The following is a 21,270-nucleotide window of genomic DNA, read 5'->3' as shown; positions in this document are numbered from 1 at the left end:
CGGGGTGAGCTGCTTGATTTTAGCTTCAATCGATCGAATGCGATAATTATGAACAGTTTTCATTTGATAAAGTAAACAAATTCATTTATCTTGTTTGAAGTCATATTATTGAAAAATTGGGTGAAATAATGAAAACAAGACATACTTGTGTCATTGGTGATTCAAGGAAAATGGATGCTATTGACAGCGAATCTGTACATTTAGCCGTTACATCACCGCCCTATTGGCAATTAAAAGATTATGGTTCCGATCAGCAAATTGGATATTTTGATTCATACGAAAGCTATATAAATAATTTGAATCTGGTCTGGGCAGAATGTTTTCGCGTCTTACATCCAGGTTGTCGATTGATGGTAAACATTGGAGATCAATTCGCGCGTGCCGTTTATTATGGGCGTTACAAAATAATTCCCATAAGAACCGAAATTATCAAATTTTGTGAAACAATCGGTTTTGACTATATGGGAGCCATAATATGGCAAAAGAAAACCACCATGAATACAACGGGGGGTGCCACTGTTATGGGATCCTATCCTTTTCCAAGAAATGGCATCGTTGAAATTGATTATGAGTTTATACTGATCTTCAAGAAACCGGGAAAAGCCCCAAAAGTAAGTAAAGAGCGAAAAGAACAATCAAGGATTTCCAAAGAAAAATGGAAAGAATATTTTTTAGGGCATTGGTATTTTAATGGAGCCAGACAAACCAATCATATTGCCATGTTTCCGACAGAGTTACCCAAAAGAGCCATTGAAATGTTTACATTTGTTGGCGATACGGTATTGGATCCATTCTTAGGTAGTGGGACGACTTGTTTAGCTGCCATGTCCTGTAATCGAAATTCCATCGGTTATGAAATTAATAAAGAATTTTTACCCATTATAAAAGATAAATTAAATGTAGATACAAAGACCCTTTTTCAGGACCAAGAGTTTATTATAAAGTATCAAAACATACCAGATCTGAATTGGGAAAAAGAAATCGATAATCTTCCCTATATTTTTCACGATCCTGTAAATTTTGATAAAAAAATGGATCCTCATAAAATGAAATTTGGATCAAAAATAAATATCGAGGACGGAAAAAATGGTGTAAAACGGGAAAATTATTTCAATGTAAAAGAGATTTTAAAACCGAATGTTATCAAATTATCAAACGATTTAAATGTTAGATTACTTGGCGTCAAACCCATGGTAGATAAACATACTGAGGCTATCAAGTTTCTAAAAAATAAAATCTTAAAAAGACCGGTCTATTTAAAATATGACGAAACAAAATATGATAATGAAAACAATTTATTGGCCTATGTTTATATGAAAAATAAAACATTTATCAATGCACACTTGATAAAAAACAAATTATGTGCGATAGATGATGAATTCAACTTTAAACATCAAAATAAATTTCAAAATATATCCAAGGAGCCTATTACGTGAGAAATCGTATCAAGATTAAAAATTCGGAAATGAAAGAACTGCTCGGATCAGAACCGGTTGAATTTCCAAAATATTCTACCCAAATTATTAATTTGGCAAATCAAAATGCTCAAGGCACTCGTCCTGCTGTTGTTGGACAAATGAGTGAATTAATTCAGGAATTTACAGGTAAATCAATAAAAGAATGGGAAGAATGGTATTTAGAGCGACATCCTGATGCCATTGACAAAGCGACAAACAAAATCACAGAAATGGTTGAAAACTTTAAGAGTGTGATAGAGGAAATTGACAAAGAAATGGTAAAAGAATGGGTGAAAGATCTAGTCATCATAAAAACATTCATCGGTTTGAAATTTCAAGAGGCAATTCTAAGTAAAACAGCAAAATTACTACAAACGTCTTATCGCCTGGCAATCCCTTTAGAAGAAAGCAAAGGGATAGATGGATTTATTGGTGAAACCCCGGTAAGTATCAAGCCGGAAACATATAAATCAAAAAAAAGCCTCTCTGAAAATATTGAGGCGAAATTTATTTATTATGTAAAAGCAAAAGATGGTATCACTATAGATTTGGAAGAATTAAACAAATAAAAGTTGAATTAAACGGAGTAGGATTAGTCGTAATTAAATATTTTAATTTTATGATTTAGAGACCTCCGTTTAGCTCGGCACAGTTAGCCGCAGCATTGATATATTCTCAGTAACACCGGAACAAAACAGCAAACGCGATCAAATTTATACGTACAAACAACCTCATTCATTACGTAGAGTCCGCCATGAATAAAAAGACCCTCTACATTGACGAACCGCTCATCAAATTCGCGCACCGCTATTCTAAACAAACAGGGCAATCCATCTCGCATCTCGTAGAAAACGTTTTGCAGCGGCTCAAAGACGACATGCATCCAGAGGAACTATCCAAAGAAACGCAAGCCCTGCACGGCATCCTGCAAGGCCACACACTCGACAAGGACACCCGGTTATGAAAACAGCCTATATTGATCTGAATATTTTATGGGATATGCTCATTCGCCGGCACGAGCACGCGGCGGCCGCCGCCGTGTTTGACGCCTGTGTCCAGCGCAGCCTGAAAGGCGCCATCGGCTCGCACGAGATCGCGGCATTGGCGTCTCGTATACAGCGGCAGCAGGTGGACGTGAACAACCGGCAGCACATCACAGACACGCTGCTCGATCACCTGAGCGTGCTCACCGCGCACGAAAGCATCCTGAGAGACGCTCTGCACTCGCAAATCCGGGATTACAAAAAGGCCGTCACCGACGAACTGGCGTTTCATGCCGGAGTGGATTTACTGGTGGTCCGGGATTTGAGCGGGTTTGAGGGATCAAAAAATCGGGTGTGTGCGGTTCGGGAGGCGGTGGCAGTTGTAGAGGGTTGGCTTTCGGGAAGCTGATGTAGAATAAAAAAGCATTGCTGAATGTTACATGTTAAAACAGCTATTCATTGCTGAAAAAAAACTGCTGTTTCATTGTTTCAGGTTGCAAAATAGGATGAATTGCCAAGCTATATACTCTGGAAAACTATTTTCTAATTGCATAAATTACATAATATTTTATATTAATGAGAGTTATTATTGAATTTTATATTCAGAGGTCCCCAAAATGATTAAAAAGTTATATGGAAGATATATCGTTTCCGATCCGGAAATTTGTCACGGCAAGCCGACATTTCGAGGTACACGAATTATTGTGTCTGATGTACTGGAACAGGTTGCAGAGGGATTGGATTGGGAAACAATAATTGAAGAGTGGAGAGAAAATATAAGCAAAGAAGCAATAGCCGAAGCCGTTGCCTTGTCAAGAAAAGCATTTATAAATCACATAGATGAATTCGAATTAGAATCATCAGTTACATGAATATAATTGATGAAAATATCATCAAAAACCAATGCCAATTGCTTAAAAGCTGGAGAATCCCGTTTCGTCAAATAGGATTAAATATTGGCACTCAGGGGATAACAGACAAAGGAATTATCACATTATTACATAACTCACAACGTCCGACATTTTTTACCCGCGACGATGATTTTTTTAATCGATCATTATGTCATTCAAAATATTGTATAGTCTATTTGGCAGTCAACAAGGAAGAAAGCGCTATATTTATACGCCGTTTTTTACGTCACAAAGCATTTAATACAAAAGTTAAGAGATTAGGCTGTATAGTACGCGTGACTCATTCCGGGATTTCAGTTTGGCGAATCAATGTCCACGAGCTGGAATATTTCTTGTGGTCATAATTTGCAAGTATTGTTTTTCCATTCGCCGGGTGAGCCCAAACACAAATTACGCTCTGGTTACATAATTTTATCTAATGGCCCGGGACAAACCAGCATAAAACGATCAAATTTATACGTACAAACAAACTCATTCATTACGTAGAGATACAACCATGGACAAAAAACTCACCCTCTACATCGACGAACCGCTCATCGAATTCGCGCATAAATATTCGCAGCAAACAGGGCAGTCCATCTCGCATCTCGTTGAAAACGTTTTGTAGCTGCTCAAAGACGATATTCATCCTGAAGAGTTATCCAAAGAAACGCAAGCCCTGCACGGCATCCTGCAGGGGCACAGAACAGGGACAGCCTATTATGAAAACAACCTGTATTGAACTGAATGTCATCCGGGACATGCTCACCCGCCAACACGCGCACGCGGCGGCCGCCGGCGTGTTTGACGCCTGTTTCAAACGCAGCCTGAAAGGCGTGGTCGGCTCGCACGACATCACCGCCTTGGTGTCAGACCTGCAGCGGCAGCAGGTGGAGCTGAACCTCCGGCAGCACATCACAGACACACTGCTCGATCACCTGAGCGTGCTCACCGCACACGAAAGCATCCTGAGAGACGCCCTGCACTCGCAAATCCGGGAGTACAAAAAAGCCGTCACCGACGAACTGGCGTTTCACGCCGGCGTGGATATTATCGTGGTCCGGGATTTGAACGAGTTTGAGGGGGCAAAGAATCGGGTGTGTGCGGTTCGGGAGGCAGTGGTGGTTTTAGAGTCTTGAGAGCGGGCATGGTATTGGAAATCAGATAAACATTGTTGAATCAAAGTTGATAGTCTGTTCATAGTAATTTGTGGAGAGAAAAATGAATCAAAAAATTTATGTTTTATTTATTCTAATCCTTTTTTCCTATGGATCTAATTCAAAAGCGAATGAACAGTTCATTCAAAAATTAAAAACACAAGAGAATAAAATTAAAAGCACCCTGACCCGGAATTCACGATTGGCTAAAAATACTAATAACAGCTATAAAGAAAATATAGTAGAAATTCGTCAACAACTTGAATCCATCAACAATGATTTGGATAATGCAATTTACTCATTACATAATATTGAATTAGATTATAATTTAGACTTGATAGATTTTCAAATTTATGAATACACTGAAGGTTATTATCAAGTATTCGGGCGCATAAAGAACAAACAAAAAAAATATTTAAAATGGGTTGAAATTAGATTTAAACTGTATAAAAATGGTAGTTTCATTTCTACCGATTTCACATATAACGATTTTGATTCATATCGTTCATCAGGAATTTCACCCTATAAATACTCATTTATTAATACGTTTTTAGATAAAGTAGAGTTTGACAGTGTTGCGTTTGAAGTAGATTATGGTGTCGAATATGGCGAGTCTGATATCTTGTGGGATCAGATCCTTACATTAGAATCTGTTTCCATCACACCGTATGGTGATTATTTTAAATGGCAGGGCGAGGTAAAAAATAATTTTAATTATTCAATGCAGTATCCATTGATCTATGCATGTATTATGGATAAAGGGAAAATGGTAGCCCTTGACTATACATTTTTAGATGTTTCAAATAATACAATGCAACCCAATAGCTCAGGTGTATTTGATTCGTTTATTAATTTGCCAGGTTCATATGATGAAATAAAATACTATATCGGCTATTCTTTGAATTCTCTCGAAGGCAATGGCAACCTGCCGCCCAACATTCCGATCTTTTTAAAAAATAATTATACTGGTTATACCCGGGCTAAAAACATTTTTGAAGCATTTGTCATTGATCCGGATAAAGACAGAATTAGTTTACAAATGCTCATAAATAACAATACAGTCACAGATTGGACCGGCAATTATATCTCTGGTTTTAATGCGGAATTTGATTATACATTCTCACAACCAATTAATTATGTCCTAAATGCTAAAGCAAGTGATAGCAATCTTGAAACGGCTTGGTCTGATAGTACAACTGTATCAATAACATCTTCAACAAAGCCTCAAATAATCACAAGCGAAATTGATACGGCAATATATAAAAATTCTTATTTCTTTCAGTTTCAATATTCCGGTGGTATCGAACCTGTAACATGGCATTTAAAAGAAAATGACTTGCCAGAAGGCTTGTCGCTTGACTCTGATCATGGATTAATAACCGGTCGCCCGATACAATCTGGGGTTTTTGATATTACAGTTTATTGCACCGATTCCGGTACACCGTCAGTCTCTGATTCTGCGAATTTTCAATTGGAAATTTCAAATCAAAAACCAAATATAACATCATCCGATAGCGTAAATACTTTTATTGACACAGAATTTACATATCATGCGTCAGCCATTGACGCAGATAACAATCCTCTTTACTATGAATTTATTGATTATCCTCACTGGCTATCTGTTATTAATGACTCGTCAATAACCGGGATTACTCCACATACAAAAATTGACACATCGTTTATATTGATTGCCTCTGATGGTGAACTTTATGATTCATTAAAAGTTTATATTTCTATCGCATCAAAACAATTATCAATTCTCTCGAATTCAATAAAGAATGGGCTTTATAAAAATAGTTATAACGATACCTTGATCGCAAGTGGTGGTTTATCACCTTACAGTTGGTCGATTATTTCAGGACAATTGGTTAATGGATTAACTCTTGATGATTCAGGAGTAATATCAGGTGTTCCAGATTCATCAGGAAATTATGAATTATCTATTAAAGTACAAGATTCGGACAATCCGAGTCAAAAAGATACTCTCACAACACATCTTTTAATAAATAATTCAAATCCTAAAATTACATCCGAGGATACAATAAAAATTCGTAAAAAAGAAAACCTACAATACTATGCAACTGCAATCGACTCTGAGAACAACGACTTATTTTATTCATTTTCCAAGTATCCTTCCTGGTTATCTGTAACAGATTCTTCAATTAATGGAAAGGTTCCAACGACTGCAACCGATACAACGTTTTCCCTAAAAGTTACTGACGGTGAATTGAGTGATTCCATGATTGTTTATATCATTATCTCTGAACCGTCTTTTATAGACGAGTTGGATAAACCAACCCGTTTTTTATTATCAAATAATTATCCGAATCCATTCAATCCAAGCACAAATATTCAATTAAATATACCGATACATACAGAAATTAAATTACAAATTTATGATATCAGCGGTAGAAAAATAGAAACCTTGTATGACGGTTATCTTGACACAGGTTCACACGACTTCTCTTGGTATGCAGCCAATTTACCATCAGGTATTTATTTTATTCAATGCAAATCGATAAAATATAATAAAGTAATAAAGTGTACGTTATTAAAATGAGTCTGAAGCAATTTGTTCGATCGCCCGGGATATCCATCCCGGGCGCAAACTATTCAGAGACATCCGTCTCGCCCGGCACAGCCATAATAAGTAACAATATGTTCAGTGCGCCGGCACCAAACAGTAAAAAGCGATCAAAGTTATACGTATAAATCCACCAATCCATTACGTAGAGAAACCACCATGAACAAAAAGACCCTCTACATCGACGAAGCGCTCATCGAATTCGCGCACAACTATTCGCAACAAACGGGGCAATCCATCTCACATCTCGTCGAAAACCACCTGCAGCGGCTCAAAGACGACATGCATCCTGAAGAGCTATCCAAAGAAACGCAAGCCCTGCACGGCATCCTGCAGGAGCACACACTCGACAAGGACATCCGGTTATGAAAACAGCCTATATTGATCTGAATCTCATCGGGAATAGGCTCACCCGGCAGTTCGGAAAACATTTTTGTTCGTGTTGTTCGTTTCGTTCGTTGCTTGTTTTGCTTTGGCCGGATTGAGAACGACGCTCACGGGCGACGAACCTCGTCGCCCTACATTTCGATCGCCCGGGATATCCATCCCGGGCGCACAACTATTCAGAGACATCCGTCTCGCCCGGCACAGCCAAACGCAGGAACGATATATTCTCAGTAACACCAAAACAAAATAGCAAAAATCAATCAATTTTATACGTACAAACAACCTCATTCATTACGTAGAGACACCGCCATGAACAAAAAACTCATCCTGTACATCGACGAACCGCTCATCACATTCGCGCACCGCACCTCACAACAAACGAGGCAATCCATCTCGCATCTCGTCGAAAACCACTTGCAGCGGCTCAGAGACGACATCCATCCGGAAAAGCTATCGGAAGAAACGCAAGCCCTGCACGGCATCCTGCAGGGGCACACACTCGACACGGACACCCGGTTATGAAAACAGTCTGCATTGATCTGAAACTCATACGGGATAGGCTCACCCGCCGGCACGAGCACGCGGCGGCCGCCGCCGTGTTTGACGCCTGTGTCAAACGCAGGCTTAAAACCCGGCCGTTCGGAAAATGGTTTTGTTCGTGTCGTTCGTCTCGTTCGTTGCATATTTTTTCATAACACGAGATCACCGCATTGTCGTCTCGTATGCAGCGGCAGCAAATCATAGACGGGCTGCATTTTAAAAATATTATTGGTTCGTTTTGTTCGTTGCTTCTTTTACTCTGGCCGGATTGACGCGGATCGGTTCCAGGAGCAACGGCGTTTGTGTGCCCTTTATGTGCCTCCCGCCTCAGTTTTCCCAGATTCCGCGCCGGTTAAACGGCTTGATAGAGTATGGATAATGAAAAAAGTTATTGACTTTGCATATATTTTAAGATATATTGTGGGAAATCCCACTGTTTTTGATTTGAGGTGAATTATGAAAATCGTTAAAGAATATGAAGCAAAACTTGACAATAAAAAACGTTTAACCATCCGAGGGGCAAAATATAATCATTATAAAGTGAGAGAATTAAGCGACGGCAAGATTGAATTGTCACCGCAGGTGTTGATAGAAACAGATGAGCTTTCAGAAAAGTCTCTCAGGATGATTGAAACATCTGTTGTCAATTTTAAAATGGGCAAAGTATCTGAACCCATTGATCTCTCAAAGTTTGAGAATGAGGAATAAGTTTTATGCCGTTTACCATTCGTTTGGGTATTCCGGAAGTGGAGACATTTTGGAACGAAATGAATAAAAAATATGATCATGACCAACTAACCACGGTCGAACTCAAATTATTCAAAAAACTTGTCAAAACTCTTCGATTGCTTTCCGATAATCCCAGACATAACAGTCTCAATTCTCACGAAATACCTCCTCTCACGCAAAAATACGGTATAAAAATCTGGCAGTCTTACTTGGAAAATAATGTACCCTCTGCAGGAAGAATTTTTTGGACCTATGGCCCCAATCAAGGCGAAATTACTATATTAGGCATTGAACCGCATCCTGAGGATAAAAAAAGGAATGCATATAAACGCATTAAATTATCGTCACTGCCGGAGAATTAATTTTCGATCGCCCGGGATATCCATCCAGGGCCCAAAACATCCAGAGACATTTGTCTCGCCCGGCACAGCCATAATAAGCAACAATATGTTCAGTGCGCCGGTACCAAACAGCAAAAAGCGATCAAATTTCTACGTATAAATCCACCAATCCATTACGTAGAGACACCGCCATGAACAAAAAACTCACCCTCTATATCGACAAACCGCTCATCGAATTCGCGCACCGCACTTCGCAAAAAACAGGGCAATCCATCTCGCATCTGGTCGAAAACGTTTTGCAGCGGCTCAAAGACGACACCCATCCGGAGGCGCTATGCAAAGAAACGCAAGCCCTGCACGGCATCCTGCAGGGGCACACATTCGACAAGGACACCCGGTTATGAAAACAGCCTGTATTGAACTGAATCTGATATGGGATAGGCTCACCCCCCAACTCGAGCACGCGGCGGCCGTCGGCGTGTTTGACGGTTGTGTCAAACGCAGGCTTAAAACCCGGCTATTCGGAAAATGGTTTTGTTCGTGTCGTTCGTTGCTTTCTTTTGCTTTGGCCGGATTGAGAACGACGCTCACGGGCGACGAACCTCGTCGCCCTGCTTTTGCGCCGTGATTTGAGCGGATCGCGTCGGGGTTCCACCCCGGTGCGCAGAATTGTTGGAGGTTCATCCTCCAATAGAACACGGATAACGCATAAAACGCGGATCTGTTTTGGGAGCAAGGGCGTCTGGGTGCCCTTTATAGGCGTCCATATAGGCTGGCCCAGCCAGAAACGGCAACTGTGTATTCACTGCATGGATATTCCGATGAACTGTTAACCCAGTTTTTTCTTGATTTTTTACTTGAAAATGATTAGATAATAGACAATAATATATTTTATACACTGTAAACTAGAAAAATTCATTATAACCTCAGGATAATACGAATAGTAAAATTATGCCAGAGATATCTAGGTTTCTTGGAATCGTGATTGGAATTTTTCCACGAGAACATCCGCCTCCTCATTTTCATGCAGTGTACGGAGAATACCAGATTACCGTCGAAATTGAAAACGGTATCGTTCATGGAGATTTTCCAAAACGTGCCCTCCGTCATGTGCTTGAATGGCTTGACTTGCATCAGGGTGAGTTGCTTGAAGCCTGGAACTCGATCCAAACGGGACATCACCCAAATAAAATTGCACCATTGGAGTAAGTATATGATACCCAAAGTTATAAATGCTAAATATAAGCATGACTATATTATTCATCTGCGTTTTGATGAGGGAACAGAAGGAGATATAGACCTCAGTCAGGAACTATACGGAGAAATATTTGAACCACTCAAGGATTTAAATCTGTTTAAACAGTTCAAAATACATCCGGATTTTCATACGCTATACTGGCCCAACGGTGCTGATATCGCCCCGGAATTTCTATACGAAAATATAAAAATCCCTGCTTAATCCGTAAATTAAAACTCGTCCTGTACATTCGGCAAACCGCTCATCGAATTTGCGCACCGCACTTCACAACAAACCGGGCAATCCATCTCGCATCTCGTCAAAAATCACCTGCAGCGGCCCAGAGACGACATGCATCCCGGGGAACTATGCAAAGAAACGCAAGCCCTGCACGGCATCCTGCAGATGCACACACACGACACGGACACCCGGTTATGAAAACAGCCTATATTGATCTGAATCTCATAGGGAATAGGCTCACCCGGCAGTTCGGAAAACAGTTTTGTTCGTTTCGTTCGTTGCTTCTTTTGCTTTGGGCGGATTGAGAACGACGCTCACGGGCGACGAACCTCGTCGCCCTACATTGGTCCGGGATTTGAGCGAGTTTGAGGGGTCAAAGAATCGGGTTTATGCGGTTCGGGAGGCGGTGGCGGTTTTGGGGGCGTAAAACACGGATCGCGCCGGGGTTCCGCCCCGCCATTGCTTTATGTTATACCTATAAAATTTTTCTTGACAATTGTAAACGTATTTGCTATCATATAAATATGATTATCACAATTGATACAAATGTCATTTTTTCAGCACTCTATAGTTCAAAAGGTGCTTCACATTTAATTTTTAAATTGATTATCAATGAGGAAATACAATTTGCACTTTCACCATCGACCTATTTCGAGTATTATGATGTACTGACAAGACCAGATAAATTAATAAAATTGAATTTGACAATTAATGAAATAGAAGATATTCTTGATTTGTTGGCTTTATTGGCAAAAAAACATGATATTTATTTTTTACAAAGGCCTAATCTTGTTGACGAAAAGGACAATATTTTTATTGAATGTGCGTTTGCAAGTTATAGCGATTTTCTGATTACATCGAATGTAAAAGACTTTAAATCCGGTGAATTAAAATACAAATCATTTAAAATATCAACTCCAAGTGAATTCATAAAATACTGGAGAGATAAAGATGAATAAAACGAACATTGTCACTCTAAGAGTACCACGTGAATTAAAACAACGTTTGGAAAGAGAAGCGAAATTACAGGGTGTTTCAATTAATCAGTTGTCAGCTTATTTGCTAAATGAGCAGCTAACTAAAATAGAAGCATTATCAGATCTTGAGAACAGGCTTGCTAACAAATCTATCCCGGAATTGAAATCAAGGGTAGATAATATCTTGAATAAAATCCCAGGTCGAAAAGTAGAAAATTGGGATACTGTAAATTAAGCCCCCCTAAACCTGCCGGGATTTCGCTCGCATCTGCTAAAGGAAAAATATAAAACAATTTTGAAAAGATCCAACAAACAATTAATATTCAAGATCTGAAAAAATTAACGCTGGCATAAGGAACGCTAATCAACGCTCTGGCTTTTTATTTTATCCCGTTGCCTGCTAAAATTTATTTTCAAAGAGCTTGTACAACCGGGACAAATATGATGATCGGAATTCCCTGTTTACCTCTGCGATCTTTGCTGCTTTGCGTGATACTATTTTTTTCCGGAAAACAAAGTATCCAGAGACATCCGTCTCGCCCGGCACAGCCATTAATACCGGGACAAACCTGCATAAAGCGATCAAATTTATACGTATAAATGACCTCTTTCATTATAAGAACAATAGCATATACACAGACGTTGGGCTGCTGATGGATGAGGAAAAATATTTAAATAAACTTGATAATTATTAATAAAGTACGTAAATTTGTACTTGAATAATAACAAGGAGATTTGATTATGATTGCAGCGAATTATTCAGAATTTCGGGTAAAACTAAAAAAATACCTGGATGATGTAGAAGATAACAACGAAACTCTTATAATAAAAAGAAAAAGTGGCAAGGGAACTGTAATGATTTCATTGGATGAGTATAATTCAATAATGGAAACAGTACATTTATTAAGCTCCAAGTCCAATGCCGATAGACTTTATGAGTCAATTAGGCAAATGAACGAGGGAAAAACAGTTCAAAAGTCCTTCAAGAACGAATAATGCTAGTTACTTTTACAAAAAATGCATGGGAAGACTATAACTCATGGCAAAAAGAGGATAAAAGGATAGTCAAAAAGATAAATGAACTGATAAAAGATATTCAAAGGACTCCTTTTGAAGGAAAAGGTAAACCTGAGCCTTTAAAATATGATTTAGCAGGTTTATGGTCTCGACGAATTGATTTAGAACATCGCCTAGTATATAAATACAAAGATAAGCACATCTATATTTACAGTTGTAAATATCATTACGACAAATAAGGACACGCAGCCCAACAGGCTGTAATACGCCACGCGGGCTTTCGTTTGACCGCAAATCGATCGCCCGGGATATCCATCCCGGGCGCAAACTATTCAGAGACATCCGTCTCGCCCGGCACAGCTATAATAAGCAACAATATGTTCAGTGCGCCGGTACCAAACAGTAAAAAGCGATCAAAGTTATACGTATAAATCTACCAATCCATAACGTAGAGACACCACCATGAACAAAAAGACCCTCTACATCGACGAAGCACTCATCACATTCGCGCACCGCTATTCTAAACAAACAGGGCAATCCATCTCGCATCTCGTAGAAAACGTTTTGCAGCGGCTCAAAGACGATATTCATCCAGAGGAACTATCCAAAGAAACGCAAGCCCTGCACGGCATCCTGCAGGGGCACAAACTCGACGAGGATACCCGGTTATGAAAACAGTCTGTATTGAACTGAATCTCATATGGAATATCATGGAATTTTTATACCCATCCAAACCTGAAAAAAACACTTGATTTATTACAATTCAATGTGTATAATAAGTAAATATATACACATTTTAGGGACAAAACATGAGAACCAATATCATCATTGATGATGACTTGATGCACAAAGCGCTCAAGCTCTCTGATCATAAAACCAAAAAAGCCACTGTGGAAGAAGGATTAAAATTATTAATCGCCGTCAAAAGCCAGTCAACGATCCGAAAATACAGAGGAAAGCTCAAATGGGAAGGTGACCTTGACAGCATGAGAACGGATCAATGATTGTTGTCGATACATCCGTGTGGATTGATTATGTGCGGGGTATCGATGCCCCTCATACAAACCTGCTCGATTCTGAGCTGGATCACAACCGGATCATTACCGGAGATCTGATCATCACTGAATTTCTTCAGGGGTTTCGTCACGAAAAAGATTACAAAGCCGCCAAAGAGATCATGGACCATCTGGAGTATCATGACTTTGTCGGAAAACAAATCGCGTTGCATGCCGCACAGAACTTTAGACGATTACGCAAAGGCGGAGTGACCGTACGCAAAACAATTGATGTCATCATTGCTACGTTTTGTATTGAAAACGGTTTTGAGCTGCTGCACAACGACCGCGATTTTGATCCTATGGAAGCCCTGTTGGGTCTGAAAATAAAGAGATAGAGCAGAAGATCCGATATACGACTCTCTTTGGCCGGATTGAAAACGACGCTCACGGGCGACGAACCTCGTCGCCCTGCATTGGGCCCGGGATTTAAGCGAGTTTGAGGGGTCAAAGAATCGGGTGTATGCGGTTCGGGAGGCGGTGGCGGTGATCGAGGCCCGAACGTTGTGAGACCCGGAAGACGGATCGCGACGCGGTTCCACTCCGGTGCGCAGAACTGCCGGAGGTTCACCCTCCAATAGAACACGGAAAACACGGATCGACACGGATCGATTCTGGGAGCAAGGGTATTTGGATGGCTTTTATATGCGTCCTACCTGCTTTGGGGCTGTCGTTCTGGGTAAAAATTTTAATTATATTATGCAATAAAGCATTCACCTGAAAAAACAAATTTATGTTGCATGTTGCGCAACAAGTTGTTATGTTGGACTATGATAAAATCTTTCAAGCACAAAGGATTGCAAAAATTTTACGAAACCGGCACCACGTCCGGTATTCAGCCGGCACATGAGAAAAAGCTTCGAATCCGGCTGGCTGCTTTCGATACCGCAATAATATTAGACGATTTAGATCTGCCAGGATTTCGTTTGCATTGCTTGAAAGGTAAAATGCAAAAGTCATGGGCCATTGATGTTAGCAAAAATTGGCGAATCACATTCCAATTTATCGATGGTGATGTTTATATTGTTAACTATGAGGACTATCACTCATGAGAATGCACAATCCACCTCATCCGGGAGAATTTATTCGCGAGGTATATCTTGAACCTTATCAGTTGAGCATCCGATATGTCGCTGCAAAGCTTAAAATATCTCCATCCACATTCAGTCGGGTGATTAAAGGAGAAAGCAACGTGAGCCCTGAAATGGCGATCAGACTTTCAAAAACCCTGGGCAGGACTCCGGAAAGCTGGTTGATGATGCAAAACAATTTTGATCTCTGGAAGACTCGACAAAAGATGAATATTCAAGACCTGGAAAAGCTAATGCTGGTATAAAAGACGCCAATAAACGCTCTGGCTATAAAATTATTGTTTTCAACTCATTGCCTGAGAATATTAATTTTCAAAGAGCTCGTACTACCAGGACACATAGTCGGATCGGAATTCCCTGTTTACCTCTGCGATCTTTGCTGCTTTGCGTGATTCTTTTTTTATTCTCATACAAAATCCGCCACGGACAGAGTGTTCAGAGACATCCGTCTCGCCTGGCATAGCCATTAACACCGGGACATGTTTATGTTCGTCTAGTTCGTTGCTTGTTTTGCTTTGGTCGGATTGAGAACGACGCTCACGGGCGACGAACCTCGTCGCCCTGCTTTTGCTTTTTTCTATTCCGAATGACCTGGCGTTCCATGAAAAGGTGTTCAATGGAGACGTCCGCCCCAAGCCTGACGCCGGAACAACTGGATGCTGCGGATGTTATTCTCCATCTCGTTCGCGGACATGGGATAGATATCCGATTTGGCAATTTTTTCCGAGTGTTCGAACACGGTATTCAGCTGTTTGTATTGATCGACGGCGCTCTTGGAACTGGTAAAATCCGCGGGATAATAAAACTGCGGAACGGGTTTGGTGATGCCGTTGACCTCTTTCAGAAATGACAGCAGATTATTGATGGAATCGCGCAGCATCAATGCCGCCGAGTAACAAAAATCGGGATACCAGGAAATATTGCAATCTTCGGCATAGTGGTTATTCTGATAGACCTTGCCGGACTGATCAATATCATAGACTTTGTTAAACTTGGACAACAATGTGCTGTCGGCGACCGAGAATTTTTCCAGATCAAAGACACCGGCGGATTTGATCAACCGCTTGCCGAGCTTGAGTTCTTCGTATTCACTCTGACTGCTTTCGCTGAGAAATTCGCGGCCGAAAAACTCCCAGGTTTCCCCGAAAAACCGGATCAGATTGAGTTTATGATTGGCATTCACATCCACATCCTGATGGATGCGCTTGGCGATCTCGTACCAGGACACCGTGTCCAGTCGCAGCGCATTGGATATGCTTTCGTTTCGCGCGTTGATACGGCGCAGCAGGGTTTTAATCTTTTTGTCGCGCGCTTTTTGAATCCATCCGTACAGACAAAACGGCGCCTGCAGTCCCGCCCCCACCAGCGTGAAAAACGTTTCCAGTGCCTGATAATAATTCAGACGCAAGGCCAGGGCGGCGAGCATGCGGCTGTCCGTGTTCAGATGATTCCGGTGAACCCGAGCCGTATAGGCATAGTAATTCGGATCAATCGTTTGCAAAAAGGTCCGATTTCGTTCCTTTAGGTTGTTTCCCCAAAAACAGACCGGTACATTACCGATCTTGAATGTGACATAATCCATTTGCATACCCCGCAAATAATCTTTCCATACCTCATGCAAATGCAGAAACAGATGTAAATATGATATCGGATTAGAAAATTCGGTCAGCGGTACTCGAAAACCCCGACAAGGCAGCTTTGTCTGCCTGTGAAGACTCTACTCTGGTTTGGATAAATCTGCATTCTTTATTATATTGATTGAACAAATTAATTTATGATAATTATTCCCAAATTTTTACTTTTTTAAAAAAATCCCGGCAAATCCGATATTGGATTTTGCACCCGATGTTCGTACCTTTGCACATGTCACAAAACTCTACATACTTGAGCGTTTGCCTGAACCCGGTGCTTCAGAGAACCGTGATCCTGGACGATCTGCAGGAAAACCGGGTCAACCGCAGCCGCGATTATCGGCTGGACGCCTCGGGCAAGGGCATCAACGTCACGCGCGTGCTGCAGCAGCTGGGCGGCTCCTGTCTGCACCTGACGCAGGCGGGCGGGCATTTCCTTGAGCTGTTTCTGAAACTTGCGGCGCAGGATCAGCTGCGGGTGAACCGCGTGGAATCCGGCACGGACATTCGCATCTGCACCACCCTGCTCAACCGCGCGCGCCGCACCACCACCGAAATCGTCGAAGAAGGACGCCGGATTGAACCTGAAACCGGGACCCGCCTCTTCGACGCCTTTTTAAAGTGTATCGATGCCGTCGACGGTCTGATTATTTCCGGCAGCAAAGCGCCCGGGTTTTCCGACACCCTGCACGCCGACCTGGTGCGTGAAGCCAAACAGCGCTCGAAACGGGTGATCCTGGACACGCGCGGCGCCGATCTGGTGCATGCGCTGCGTTATACGCCCGACATGATCAAACCCAATCTCAGCGAATTTGCGGCCACGTTTTTCCCGGACGCCGATCCGGACAGCCAGGAAACGCTGCAAACCATCGAGGCAAAAATGCTTAAACTCGACCGGCAGGGTATCCTCTGCATTTTAACCGACGGCAGTCGGGCCGTGCGTTATGCGCACCAGGGCAGGATACACCGCCTCATCCCCGAGCCCCTGCAGCCGGTCAACACCATCGGCTGCGGTGACGCGTTCACCGCCGGACTCGCCGCGTATCTCGGCCGCGGCTCGATCGAACAGGCGATTCAGCAGGGCATCGACTGTGCGCGTGCCAACGCGCAGCTGCTGCGTCCCGGCGTCATTCGCTGAACCTTAAATTCAATCTTTGCAGTCCCGTGAATTTTCCGTACCTTATTCTGATCTAAAACCCGGAGAGTTATGCGCGCTTTATTCAAAATAGCCCGTCTATTGCGGAAGAATCCGCGTCTGGCCCTGAACAAGATCCGCACCACGCTGCGCGACAAGTGGTTCGCCCAAGCCGATTACCGCGCCGGTCAGGGCCGCGCGCATCCGCCGTCTACGGTGTGTCTGAAACTGACCAACGCCTGCAATCTGCGCTGCAAAATGTGCGGCCAGCCGCGCGAGGGCCACAGCCCCGGTGACATCAAGTATGCGCCGCCGGAATACTTTCAGCAGCGACTGGCGCTGGAGCCGTACAAGCAGCTCATCGACGAGCTGAAACCGCAGCGGCCGAACCTCTCATCTATGGGGCGGCGAACCGTTTCTGTACCCGGATATCATCCCGCTGATCGAATATGCCAAGTCGCATCACCTTACCGTTCAGGTCAACACCAACGGTCTGCCGCTGAAACGTCTGGCCGAACAAATCGTGCGCTCCGGACTGGATGATCTGATCATCTCCATCGACGGACCCTGCCAGGTGCATGATGAGGTGCGGGGACGCCGGGGCACGTTCGAACGCGTCCAACAGGGTCTGGAGGCCATTCAGGCGCACAAGAAACGCCTCGGAGTCAGCCACCCGCTCATCCGCGTGCGCGGCACCATCAGTCCATATAATTTCGACACCATCGCCGATCTCATTCCCATCGCCGAGGACCTGAACGCGGACAGTCTGGGTTACAACTGGACCTGGTTCACCACCCGCGAAACCGGTGAGGCGTATGAGACATTCATGAAAAACGTATTCGCGACCGATGCGCCGTCCTGGCGTCCATTCGAATCGGATGTTATCCTGGACCCGGACCGGCACCGCAAATACAGCGGTATCCAGCAGCAGCTGAAAACACTATTCAGAAACAAATCCCGGCTGCCCGTCAGCATGTCGCCGTTTCTGCAGCCGGACCAGGTGCAGACCTATTACGAAAACATTCACGAAACATTCGGGCATCACACCTGTTATGCGGTGTATGTGAAAAGCTATGTTCTGCCAAACGGCGATGTGACGCCGTGCCCGGATTTCCCGGATTATATCTGCGGCAACATTACCGAACAGCCGTTCACGGATATCTGGAACGGCGACCGTTACCGCAGCTGGCGGCGGGAGCTGAAAAACCGCGGACTGTTTCCGGCCTGTTACCGCTGCTGCGATCTGTTTTTATCCGATGTCAAATTTGTCTAGCGCTTATGAAGATACAGTTTATCAATCCGCCGTTCATGGGCCGGTTCAGCCGCGCCCAGCGCAGTCCGGGCGTCATCAAATCCGGCACCATGTATTACCCCTACTGGTTGGCGCACGCCGCCGCCTATGCGCAACAGCAGGGGCACGAGATTGACCTGATCGATGTGCCGGCGTCCGGGATGAGCGAAGCGCAGTGGACGCAGCGGGTGACGGCGTTTGCGCCTGATCTGATCGTCCTCGAATCCGTGACCGCCAGCTGGAAGGCCGACTGCGGGACCGCGGCGCAGCTGAAACAGCTGCAGCCGCAGACGCGCATTCTCATGGCCGGCACGCACGTGACCGCGCTGTGCAAAGAGACCCTGGAGCGCGAACCGGCAGTGGATTACGTTGCGGCCGGGGAATATGACATGACCATCACGGAACTCGCGAACGTTCTCTCTGAAAAAAATCCGACGTTATCCTCTGTGCAGGGACTGGCGTACCGCAACCACGGCGTTCCTGTGATGACAGTTGAACGTCCGCTCATCCGCGACCTAAACCGACTGCCGTGGATCGCTCCCATTTACAAACGCTTTCTGAATCCGCACGATTATTATTTCAACCTGTCGCATCATCCCATGCTGATGCTGATCGGCGGGCGCGGCTGCACGTCCATGTGCTTTTACTGCGTGTATCCGCAGGTCATGCACGGGCACCGCTACCGGCACCGCAGTCCGGAACATATTGTGGATGAAATGCTGTGGGTACAGACCCACATGCCGGAGATCCGCGAGATCACCTTTGAAGACGACAATTTTGCCGCCGACCCCAAATTCGCGCGCCGTTTTGCCGAGGTGGTCCGGGACCGGGGCGTCACCCTGCCGTTTTTTGCCAATCTGCGTACCACGGTGAACTATAACACCCTCAAGGCGCTAAAAGATGCGGGACTGCGCAACACCGCGGTTGGATTCGAATCCGGCGACAATATCATTCTTCGCAATATGCGCAAAGGCCAGAACACGGACCAACAGAAACGATTTGTCGAGAATGCGCACAAGCTGGGTCTGCTGGTGCACGGCTGCTTTATGGTAGGATTCCCCGGCGAAACCCGGGAGACCATGAACAAAACCCTGCAGCTGGCCAAAGCCGTCAAGCCGGACAGCGCCCAGTTTTACCCGGTGATGCCGTATCCGGGAACCGGCGCCTATACCTATTACAAGCAGCAGGGGTTTCTGGCGCACGAAGACTTTGAAAAATGGCTGGACGACAAGGGGGGGCATCAGTGCGTGATCAATCTGCCGGGACTGTCCGCGCCGGAGCTGGAAGCATTTTGCGAGCAGGCGTTCCGGAAATTTCATTTCGGTCCGGCTTATCTGCTCTACAAATTAAAGCAGGCGCTGCTGTCACCGCGCGAGGGCTGGCGTTCTCTGACCGCGGGATTGAATTTCGTACGTTATATCCTCACGCGCCGCAAAACGCACGCATCAGTTCAGGCGCATTCGCAATCCGCTGTGCCGCCGAACTGGCACCAGTACATCCGCGTGCCCATGGGACGCATGGAGCGTTTGCGAAAGCACGCTGATCGCACGTCCGATACGCATCAAAAATCGATGTAATACTCAGGTTTGGGCGGGCGTTTCTTCATCTTCCTTTTCTGTAAAGACCACAATAAAAAGCAAGACCATCCCCAGGGTGATGGCAATATCCGCGACATTAAACACCGGCCAGCGGGTCATGGAATAGCCGTCGAATTCCAGGAACCAGAGTTTGAATGGCGGGACATGGATGTTGAAAAAATCAGAGTCCAGGAAATCCACCACCGAACCGCGCCGGATCCGGTCAAACAAATTGCCGATAGCGCCGCCCAGAATGGCGGTCAGTGCCAGGCGGGCCGGCAATTTTTCTTTTTTCATCTGAAACAGATAATACATAATGAACAGGCTGACAATCACAGCCACCACAGTCAGCAATCCGCTGTGAGCCGGCTGAATGCCGAACGCCATTCCTGTATTTTCAACATAGGTAATTTGGAAAAAATCCCCCAGCACCGGATAAGTTTGATACAGAGACATGGTTTTTAAAATATATAGTTTCGTCACCTGGTCGAGGATAAAAACCGCAGCCGTTACCCACAGTATTCTTGTATGTTTCATAAGCTCACATATTTTATCTGTTTTCTTCCTGTGATTTACATTTGATACACAAGCGGGCGTGCGGAACAGCTTCCAGACGGTCATGGCTGATATCTTCTCCGCAGGAGACACACACGCCGAAATCGCCTTCTTCGATGCGTTCCAGGGCCAGATTCAGATGATACAGATAGTTCTGTTCACGCGATGCAAACATATACTGCTGCTCCCGGTCCATGGTATCCGTACCCTGATCCGCCATATGGAATGCATAAGCTGAATGTTCACCGGATTCATCGCGAACCGAGTTGTTCAGTCCGCTTGATTTCAAGTGATCCAGACTTTTCATCAAATCTTCGCGTTTTTTCAAAATCAATTCCCTGTAAAACGCGAGTTTTTCCTTATTCATATCGACCTCCCGGAATAATCCCGTAGTAT

The 21,270-nt window shown here is 43.9% G+C and carries 32 protein-coding genes; 29 read left to right on the top strand and 3 right to left on the bottom strand.

From position 1 onward, the window contains the following. Positions 1 to 128: 128 nt before the first annotated feature. The 25 genes from U5R06_23480 to U5R06_23360 all read left to right on the top strand — a co-directional run bounded on the left by U5R06_23480 (position 129) and on the right by U5R06_23360 (position 14,930). Positions 129 to 1,436 (top strand): DNA methyltransferase, encoded by a 1,308-nt coding sequence (locus U5R06_23480; protein MDZ7725704.1) that lies wholly within the window; start codon positions 129 to 131, stop codon positions 1,434 to 1,436. After that, positions 1,433 to 2,026, top strand: coding sequence for an MjaI family restriction endonuclease (locus U5R06_23475; protein MDZ7725703.1), 594 nt, complete (start codon positions 1,433 to 1,435; stop codon positions 2,024 to 2,026). The genes U5R06_23480 and U5R06_23475 overlap by 4 nt, the downstream gene beginning before the upstream one ends. Before the next feature lie 185 nt (positions 2,027 to 2,211). Continuing rightward, on the top strand, positions 2,212 to 2,421 hold the full coding sequence (locus U5R06_23470) for a DUF6364 family protein (protein MDZ7725702.1): 210 nt from the start codon (positions 2,212 to 2,214) through the stop codon (positions 2,419 to 2,421). Next, entirely contained in the window at positions 2,418 to 2,849 is a 432-nt protein-coding gene (locus tag U5R06_23465; GenBank protein ID MDZ7725701.1) for a PIN domain-containing protein, read from the top strand. Before U5R06_23470 ends, U5R06_23465 begins: the two co-directional genes overlap by 4 nt. 208 nt (positions 2,850 to 3,057) lie before the next feature. Further along, positions 3,058 to 3,312, top strand: a complete 255-nt coding sequence (locus tag U5R06_23460) for a DUF433 domain-containing protein (protein ID MDZ7725700.1) — start codon at positions 3,058 to 3,060, stop codon at positions 3,310 to 3,312. 535 nt (positions 3,313 to 3,847) lie between these two features. Continuing rightward, on the top strand, positions 3,848 to 3,958 hold the full coding sequence (locus U5R06_23455; protein MDZ7725699.1) for a DUF6364 family protein: 111 nt from the start codon (positions 3,848 to 3,850) through the stop codon (positions 3,956 to 3,958). 94 nt (positions 3,959 to 4,052) lie between these two features. Continuing rightward, a complete protein-coding gene (locus U5R06_23450) occupies positions 4,053 to 4,469 on the top strand; it encodes a PIN domain-containing protein (protein ID MDZ7725698.1) in 417 nt (138 codons plus the stop codon). Positions 4,470 to 4,551: 82 nt separating this feature from the next. Continuing rightward, a complete protein-coding gene (locus tag U5R06_23445) occupies positions 4,552 to 7,047 on the top strand; it encodes a putative Ig domain-containing protein (protein ID MDZ7725697.1) in 2,496 nt (831 codons plus the stop codon). Between the two features lie 183 nt (positions 7,048 to 7,230). Beyond that, positions 7,231 to 7,440 carry a DUF6364 family protein gene (locus tag U5R06_23440; protein MDZ7725696.1) on the top strand — a complete coding sequence of 70 codons (210 nt, stop codon included), beginning with the start codon at positions 7,231 to 7,233 and terminating at the stop codon, positions 7,438 to 7,440. A 327-nt stretch (positions 7,441 to 7,767) separates the two neighbouring features. Then, positions 7,768 to 7,980 carry a DUF6364 family protein gene (locus U5R06_23435; GenBank protein MDZ7725695.1) on the top strand — a complete coding sequence of 71 codons (213 nt, stop codon included), beginning with the start codon at positions 7,768 to 7,770 and terminating at the stop codon, positions 7,978 to 7,980. A 474-nt stretch (positions 7,981 to 8,454) separates the two neighbouring features. Next, positions 8,455 to 8,706 (top strand): hypothetical protein, encoded by a 252-nt coding sequence (locus U5R06_23430; protein ID MDZ7725694.1) that lies wholly within the window; start codon positions 8,455 to 8,457, stop codon positions 8,704 to 8,706. A 5-nt stretch (positions 8,707 to 8,711) separates the two neighbouring features. After that, positions 8,712 to 9,089: a hypothetical protein gene (locus tag U5R06_23425; protein ID MDZ7725693.1), complete on the top strand. Its 378-nt coding sequence runs from the start codon at positions 8,712 to 8,714 to the stop codon at positions 9,087 to 9,089. Between the two features lie 170 nt (positions 9,090 to 9,259). Further along, positions 9,260 to 9,472 (top strand): DUF6364 family protein, encoded by a 213-nt coding sequence (locus tag U5R06_23420; protein MDZ7725692.1) that lies wholly within the window; start codon positions 9,260 to 9,262, stop codon positions 9,470 to 9,472. Continuing rightward, a complete protein-coding gene (locus tag U5R06_23415) occupies positions 9,469 to 9,696 on the top strand; it encodes a hypothetical protein (GenBank protein MDZ7725691.1) in 228 nt (75 codons plus the stop codon). The genes U5R06_23420 and U5R06_23415 overlap by 4 nt, the downstream gene beginning before the upstream one ends. Before the next feature lie 323 nt (positions 9,697 to 10,019). Next, positions 10,020 to 10,277: a DUF4160 domain-containing protein gene (locus U5R06_23410; GenBank protein MDZ7725690.1), complete on the top strand. Its 258-nt coding sequence runs from the start codon at positions 10,020 to 10,022 to the stop codon at positions 10,275 to 10,277. A gap of 4 nt (positions 10,278 to 10,281) precedes the next feature. Further along, positions 10,282 to 10,527 carry a DUF2442 domain-containing protein gene (locus U5R06_23405; protein MDZ7725689.1) on the top strand — a complete coding sequence of 82 codons (246 nt, stop codon included), beginning with the start codon at positions 10,282 to 10,284 and terminating at the stop codon, positions 10,525 to 10,527. Positions 10,528 to 11,069: 542 nt separating this feature from the next. After that, positions 11,070 to 11,504: a putative toxin-antitoxin system toxin component, PIN family gene (locus U5R06_23400; protein ID MDZ7725688.1), complete on the top strand. Its 435-nt coding sequence runs from the start codon at positions 11,070 to 11,072 to the stop codon at positions 11,502 to 11,504. Next, positions 11,497 to 11,757: a toxin-antitoxin system HicB family antitoxin gene (locus tag U5R06_23395; protein ID MDZ7725687.1), complete on the top strand. Its 261-nt coding sequence runs from the start codon at positions 11,497 to 11,499 to the stop codon at positions 11,755 to 11,757. Before U5R06_23400 ends, U5R06_23395 begins: the two co-directional genes overlap by 8 nt. A gap of 506 nt (positions 11,758 to 12,263) precedes the next feature. Next, positions 12,264 to 12,518 (top strand): type II toxin-antitoxin system Phd/YefM family antitoxin, encoded by a 255-nt coding sequence (locus tag U5R06_23390; GenBank protein ID MDZ7725686.1) that lies wholly within the window; start codon positions 12,264 to 12,266, stop codon positions 12,516 to 12,518. Further along, positions 12,518 to 12,778, top strand: coding sequence for a Txe/YoeB family addiction module toxin (locus U5R06_23385; GenBank protein MDZ7725685.1), 261 nt, complete (start codon positions 12,518 to 12,520; stop codon positions 12,776 to 12,778). The genes U5R06_23390 and U5R06_23385 overlap by 1 nt, the downstream gene beginning before the upstream one ends. Positions 12,779 to 13,001: 223 nt before the next feature. Continuing rightward, the gene (locus U5R06_23380; protein ID MDZ7725684.1) at positions 13,002 to 13,211 is read left to right on the top strand and encodes a DUF6364 family protein; all 210 of its coding nucleotides are present in this window, start codon (positions 13,002 to 13,004) and stop codon (positions 13,209 to 13,211) included. Positions 13,212 to 13,348: 137 nt separating this feature from the next. Beyond that, positions 13,349 to 13,543, top strand: a complete 195-nt coding sequence (locus tag U5R06_23375) for a type II toxin-antitoxin system VapB family antitoxin (protein ID MDZ7725683.1) — start codon at positions 13,349 to 13,351, stop codon at positions 13,541 to 13,543. Then, on the top strand, positions 13,540 to 13,932 hold the full coding sequence (locus tag U5R06_23370; protein MDZ7725682.1) for a PIN domain nuclease: 393 nt from the start codon (positions 13,540 to 13,542) through the stop codon (positions 13,930 to 13,932). Before U5R06_23375 ends, U5R06_23370 begins: the two co-directional genes overlap by 4 nt. 432 nt (positions 13,933 to 14,364) lie before the next feature. Next, positions 14,365 to 14,646 carry a type II toxin-antitoxin system RelE/ParE family toxin gene (locus U5R06_23365; protein ID MDZ7725681.1) on the top strand — a complete coding sequence of 94 codons (282 nt, stop codon included), beginning with the start codon at positions 14,365 to 14,367 and terminating at the stop codon, positions 14,644 to 14,646. After that, on the top strand, positions 14,643 to 14,930 hold the full coding sequence (locus U5R06_23360) for a HigA family addiction module antitoxin (protein ID MDZ7725680.1): 288 nt from the start codon (positions 14,643 to 14,645) through the stop codon (positions 14,928 to 14,930). The genes U5R06_23365 and U5R06_23360 overlap by 4 nt, the downstream gene beginning before the upstream one ends. 368 nt (positions 14,931 to 15,298) lie before the next feature. On the opposite strand, the gene U5R06_23355 is transcribed toward U5R06_23360, so the two are convergent. Further along, positions 15,299 to 16,267 carry a hypothetical protein gene (locus tag U5R06_23355; protein ID MDZ7725679.1) on the bottom strand — a complete coding sequence of 323 codons (969 nt, stop codon included), beginning with the start codon at positions 16,265 to 16,267 and terminating at the stop codon, positions 15,299 to 15,301. 176 nt (positions 16,268 to 16,443) lie between these two features. On the opposite strand from U5R06_23355, the gene U5R06_23350 reads away from it, so the two are divergent. The 4 genes from U5R06_23350 to U5R06_23335 all read left to right on the top strand — a co-directional run bounded on the left by U5R06_23350 (position 16,444) and on the right by U5R06_23335 (position 20,319). Further along, positions 16,444 to 17,454 carry a PfkB family carbohydrate kinase gene (locus U5R06_23350; protein ID MDZ7725678.1) on the top strand — a complete coding sequence of 337 codons (1,011 nt, stop codon included), beginning with the start codon at positions 16,444 to 16,446 and terminating at the stop codon, positions 17,452 to 17,454. A gap of 69 nt (positions 17,455 to 17,523) precedes the next feature. Next, on the top strand, positions 17,524 to 17,994 hold the full coding sequence (locus tag U5R06_23345; GenBank protein ID MDZ7725677.1) for a hypothetical protein: 471 nt from the start codon (positions 17,524 to 17,526) through the stop codon (positions 17,992 to 17,994). Beyond that, the gene (locus tag U5R06_23340) at positions 17,882 to 18,724 is read left to right on the top strand and encodes an SPASM domain-containing protein (GenBank protein ID MDZ7725676.1); all 843 of its coding nucleotides are present in this window, start codon (positions 17,882 to 17,884) and stop codon (positions 18,722 to 18,724) included. Before U5R06_23345 ends, U5R06_23340 begins: the two co-directional genes overlap by 113 nt. A 5-nt stretch (positions 18,725 to 18,729) precedes the next feature. After that, entirely contained in the window at positions 18,730 to 20,319 is a 1,590-nt protein-coding gene (locus tag U5R06_23335) for a radical SAM protein (GenBank protein MDZ7725675.1), read from the top strand. A 3-nt stretch (positions 20,320 to 20,322) separates the two neighbouring features. Here the strand turns inward: U5R06_23335 and lspA are convergent, their stop codons facing one another. Together lspA and U5R06_23325 are read right to left on the bottom strand one after the other, a co-directional pair. Next, complete coding sequence (lspA, locus tag U5R06_23330) at positions 20,323 to 20,856, bottom strand: signal peptidase II (protein ID MDZ7725674.1); 534 nt, start codon at positions 20,854 to 20,856, stop codon at positions 20,323 to 20,325. A 13-nt stretch (positions 20,857 to 20,869) separates the two neighbouring features. After that, complete coding sequence (locus U5R06_23325; protein MDZ7725673.1) at positions 20,870 to 21,241, bottom strand: TraR/DksA C4-type zinc finger protein; 372 nt, start codon at positions 21,239 to 21,241, stop codon at positions 20,870 to 20,872. Between the last annotated feature and the right edge of the window lie 29 nt (positions 21,242 to 21,270).

The organism is candidate division KSB1 bacterium (assembly GCA_034521575.1).
In the GTDB taxonomy this organism is placed as follows: Bacteria; Zhuqueibacterota; Zhuqueibacteria; order Residuimicrobiales; family Krinioviventaceae; genus JAXHMJ01.
This window is presented reverse-complemented; position numbering and strand designations above follow the sequence as displayed.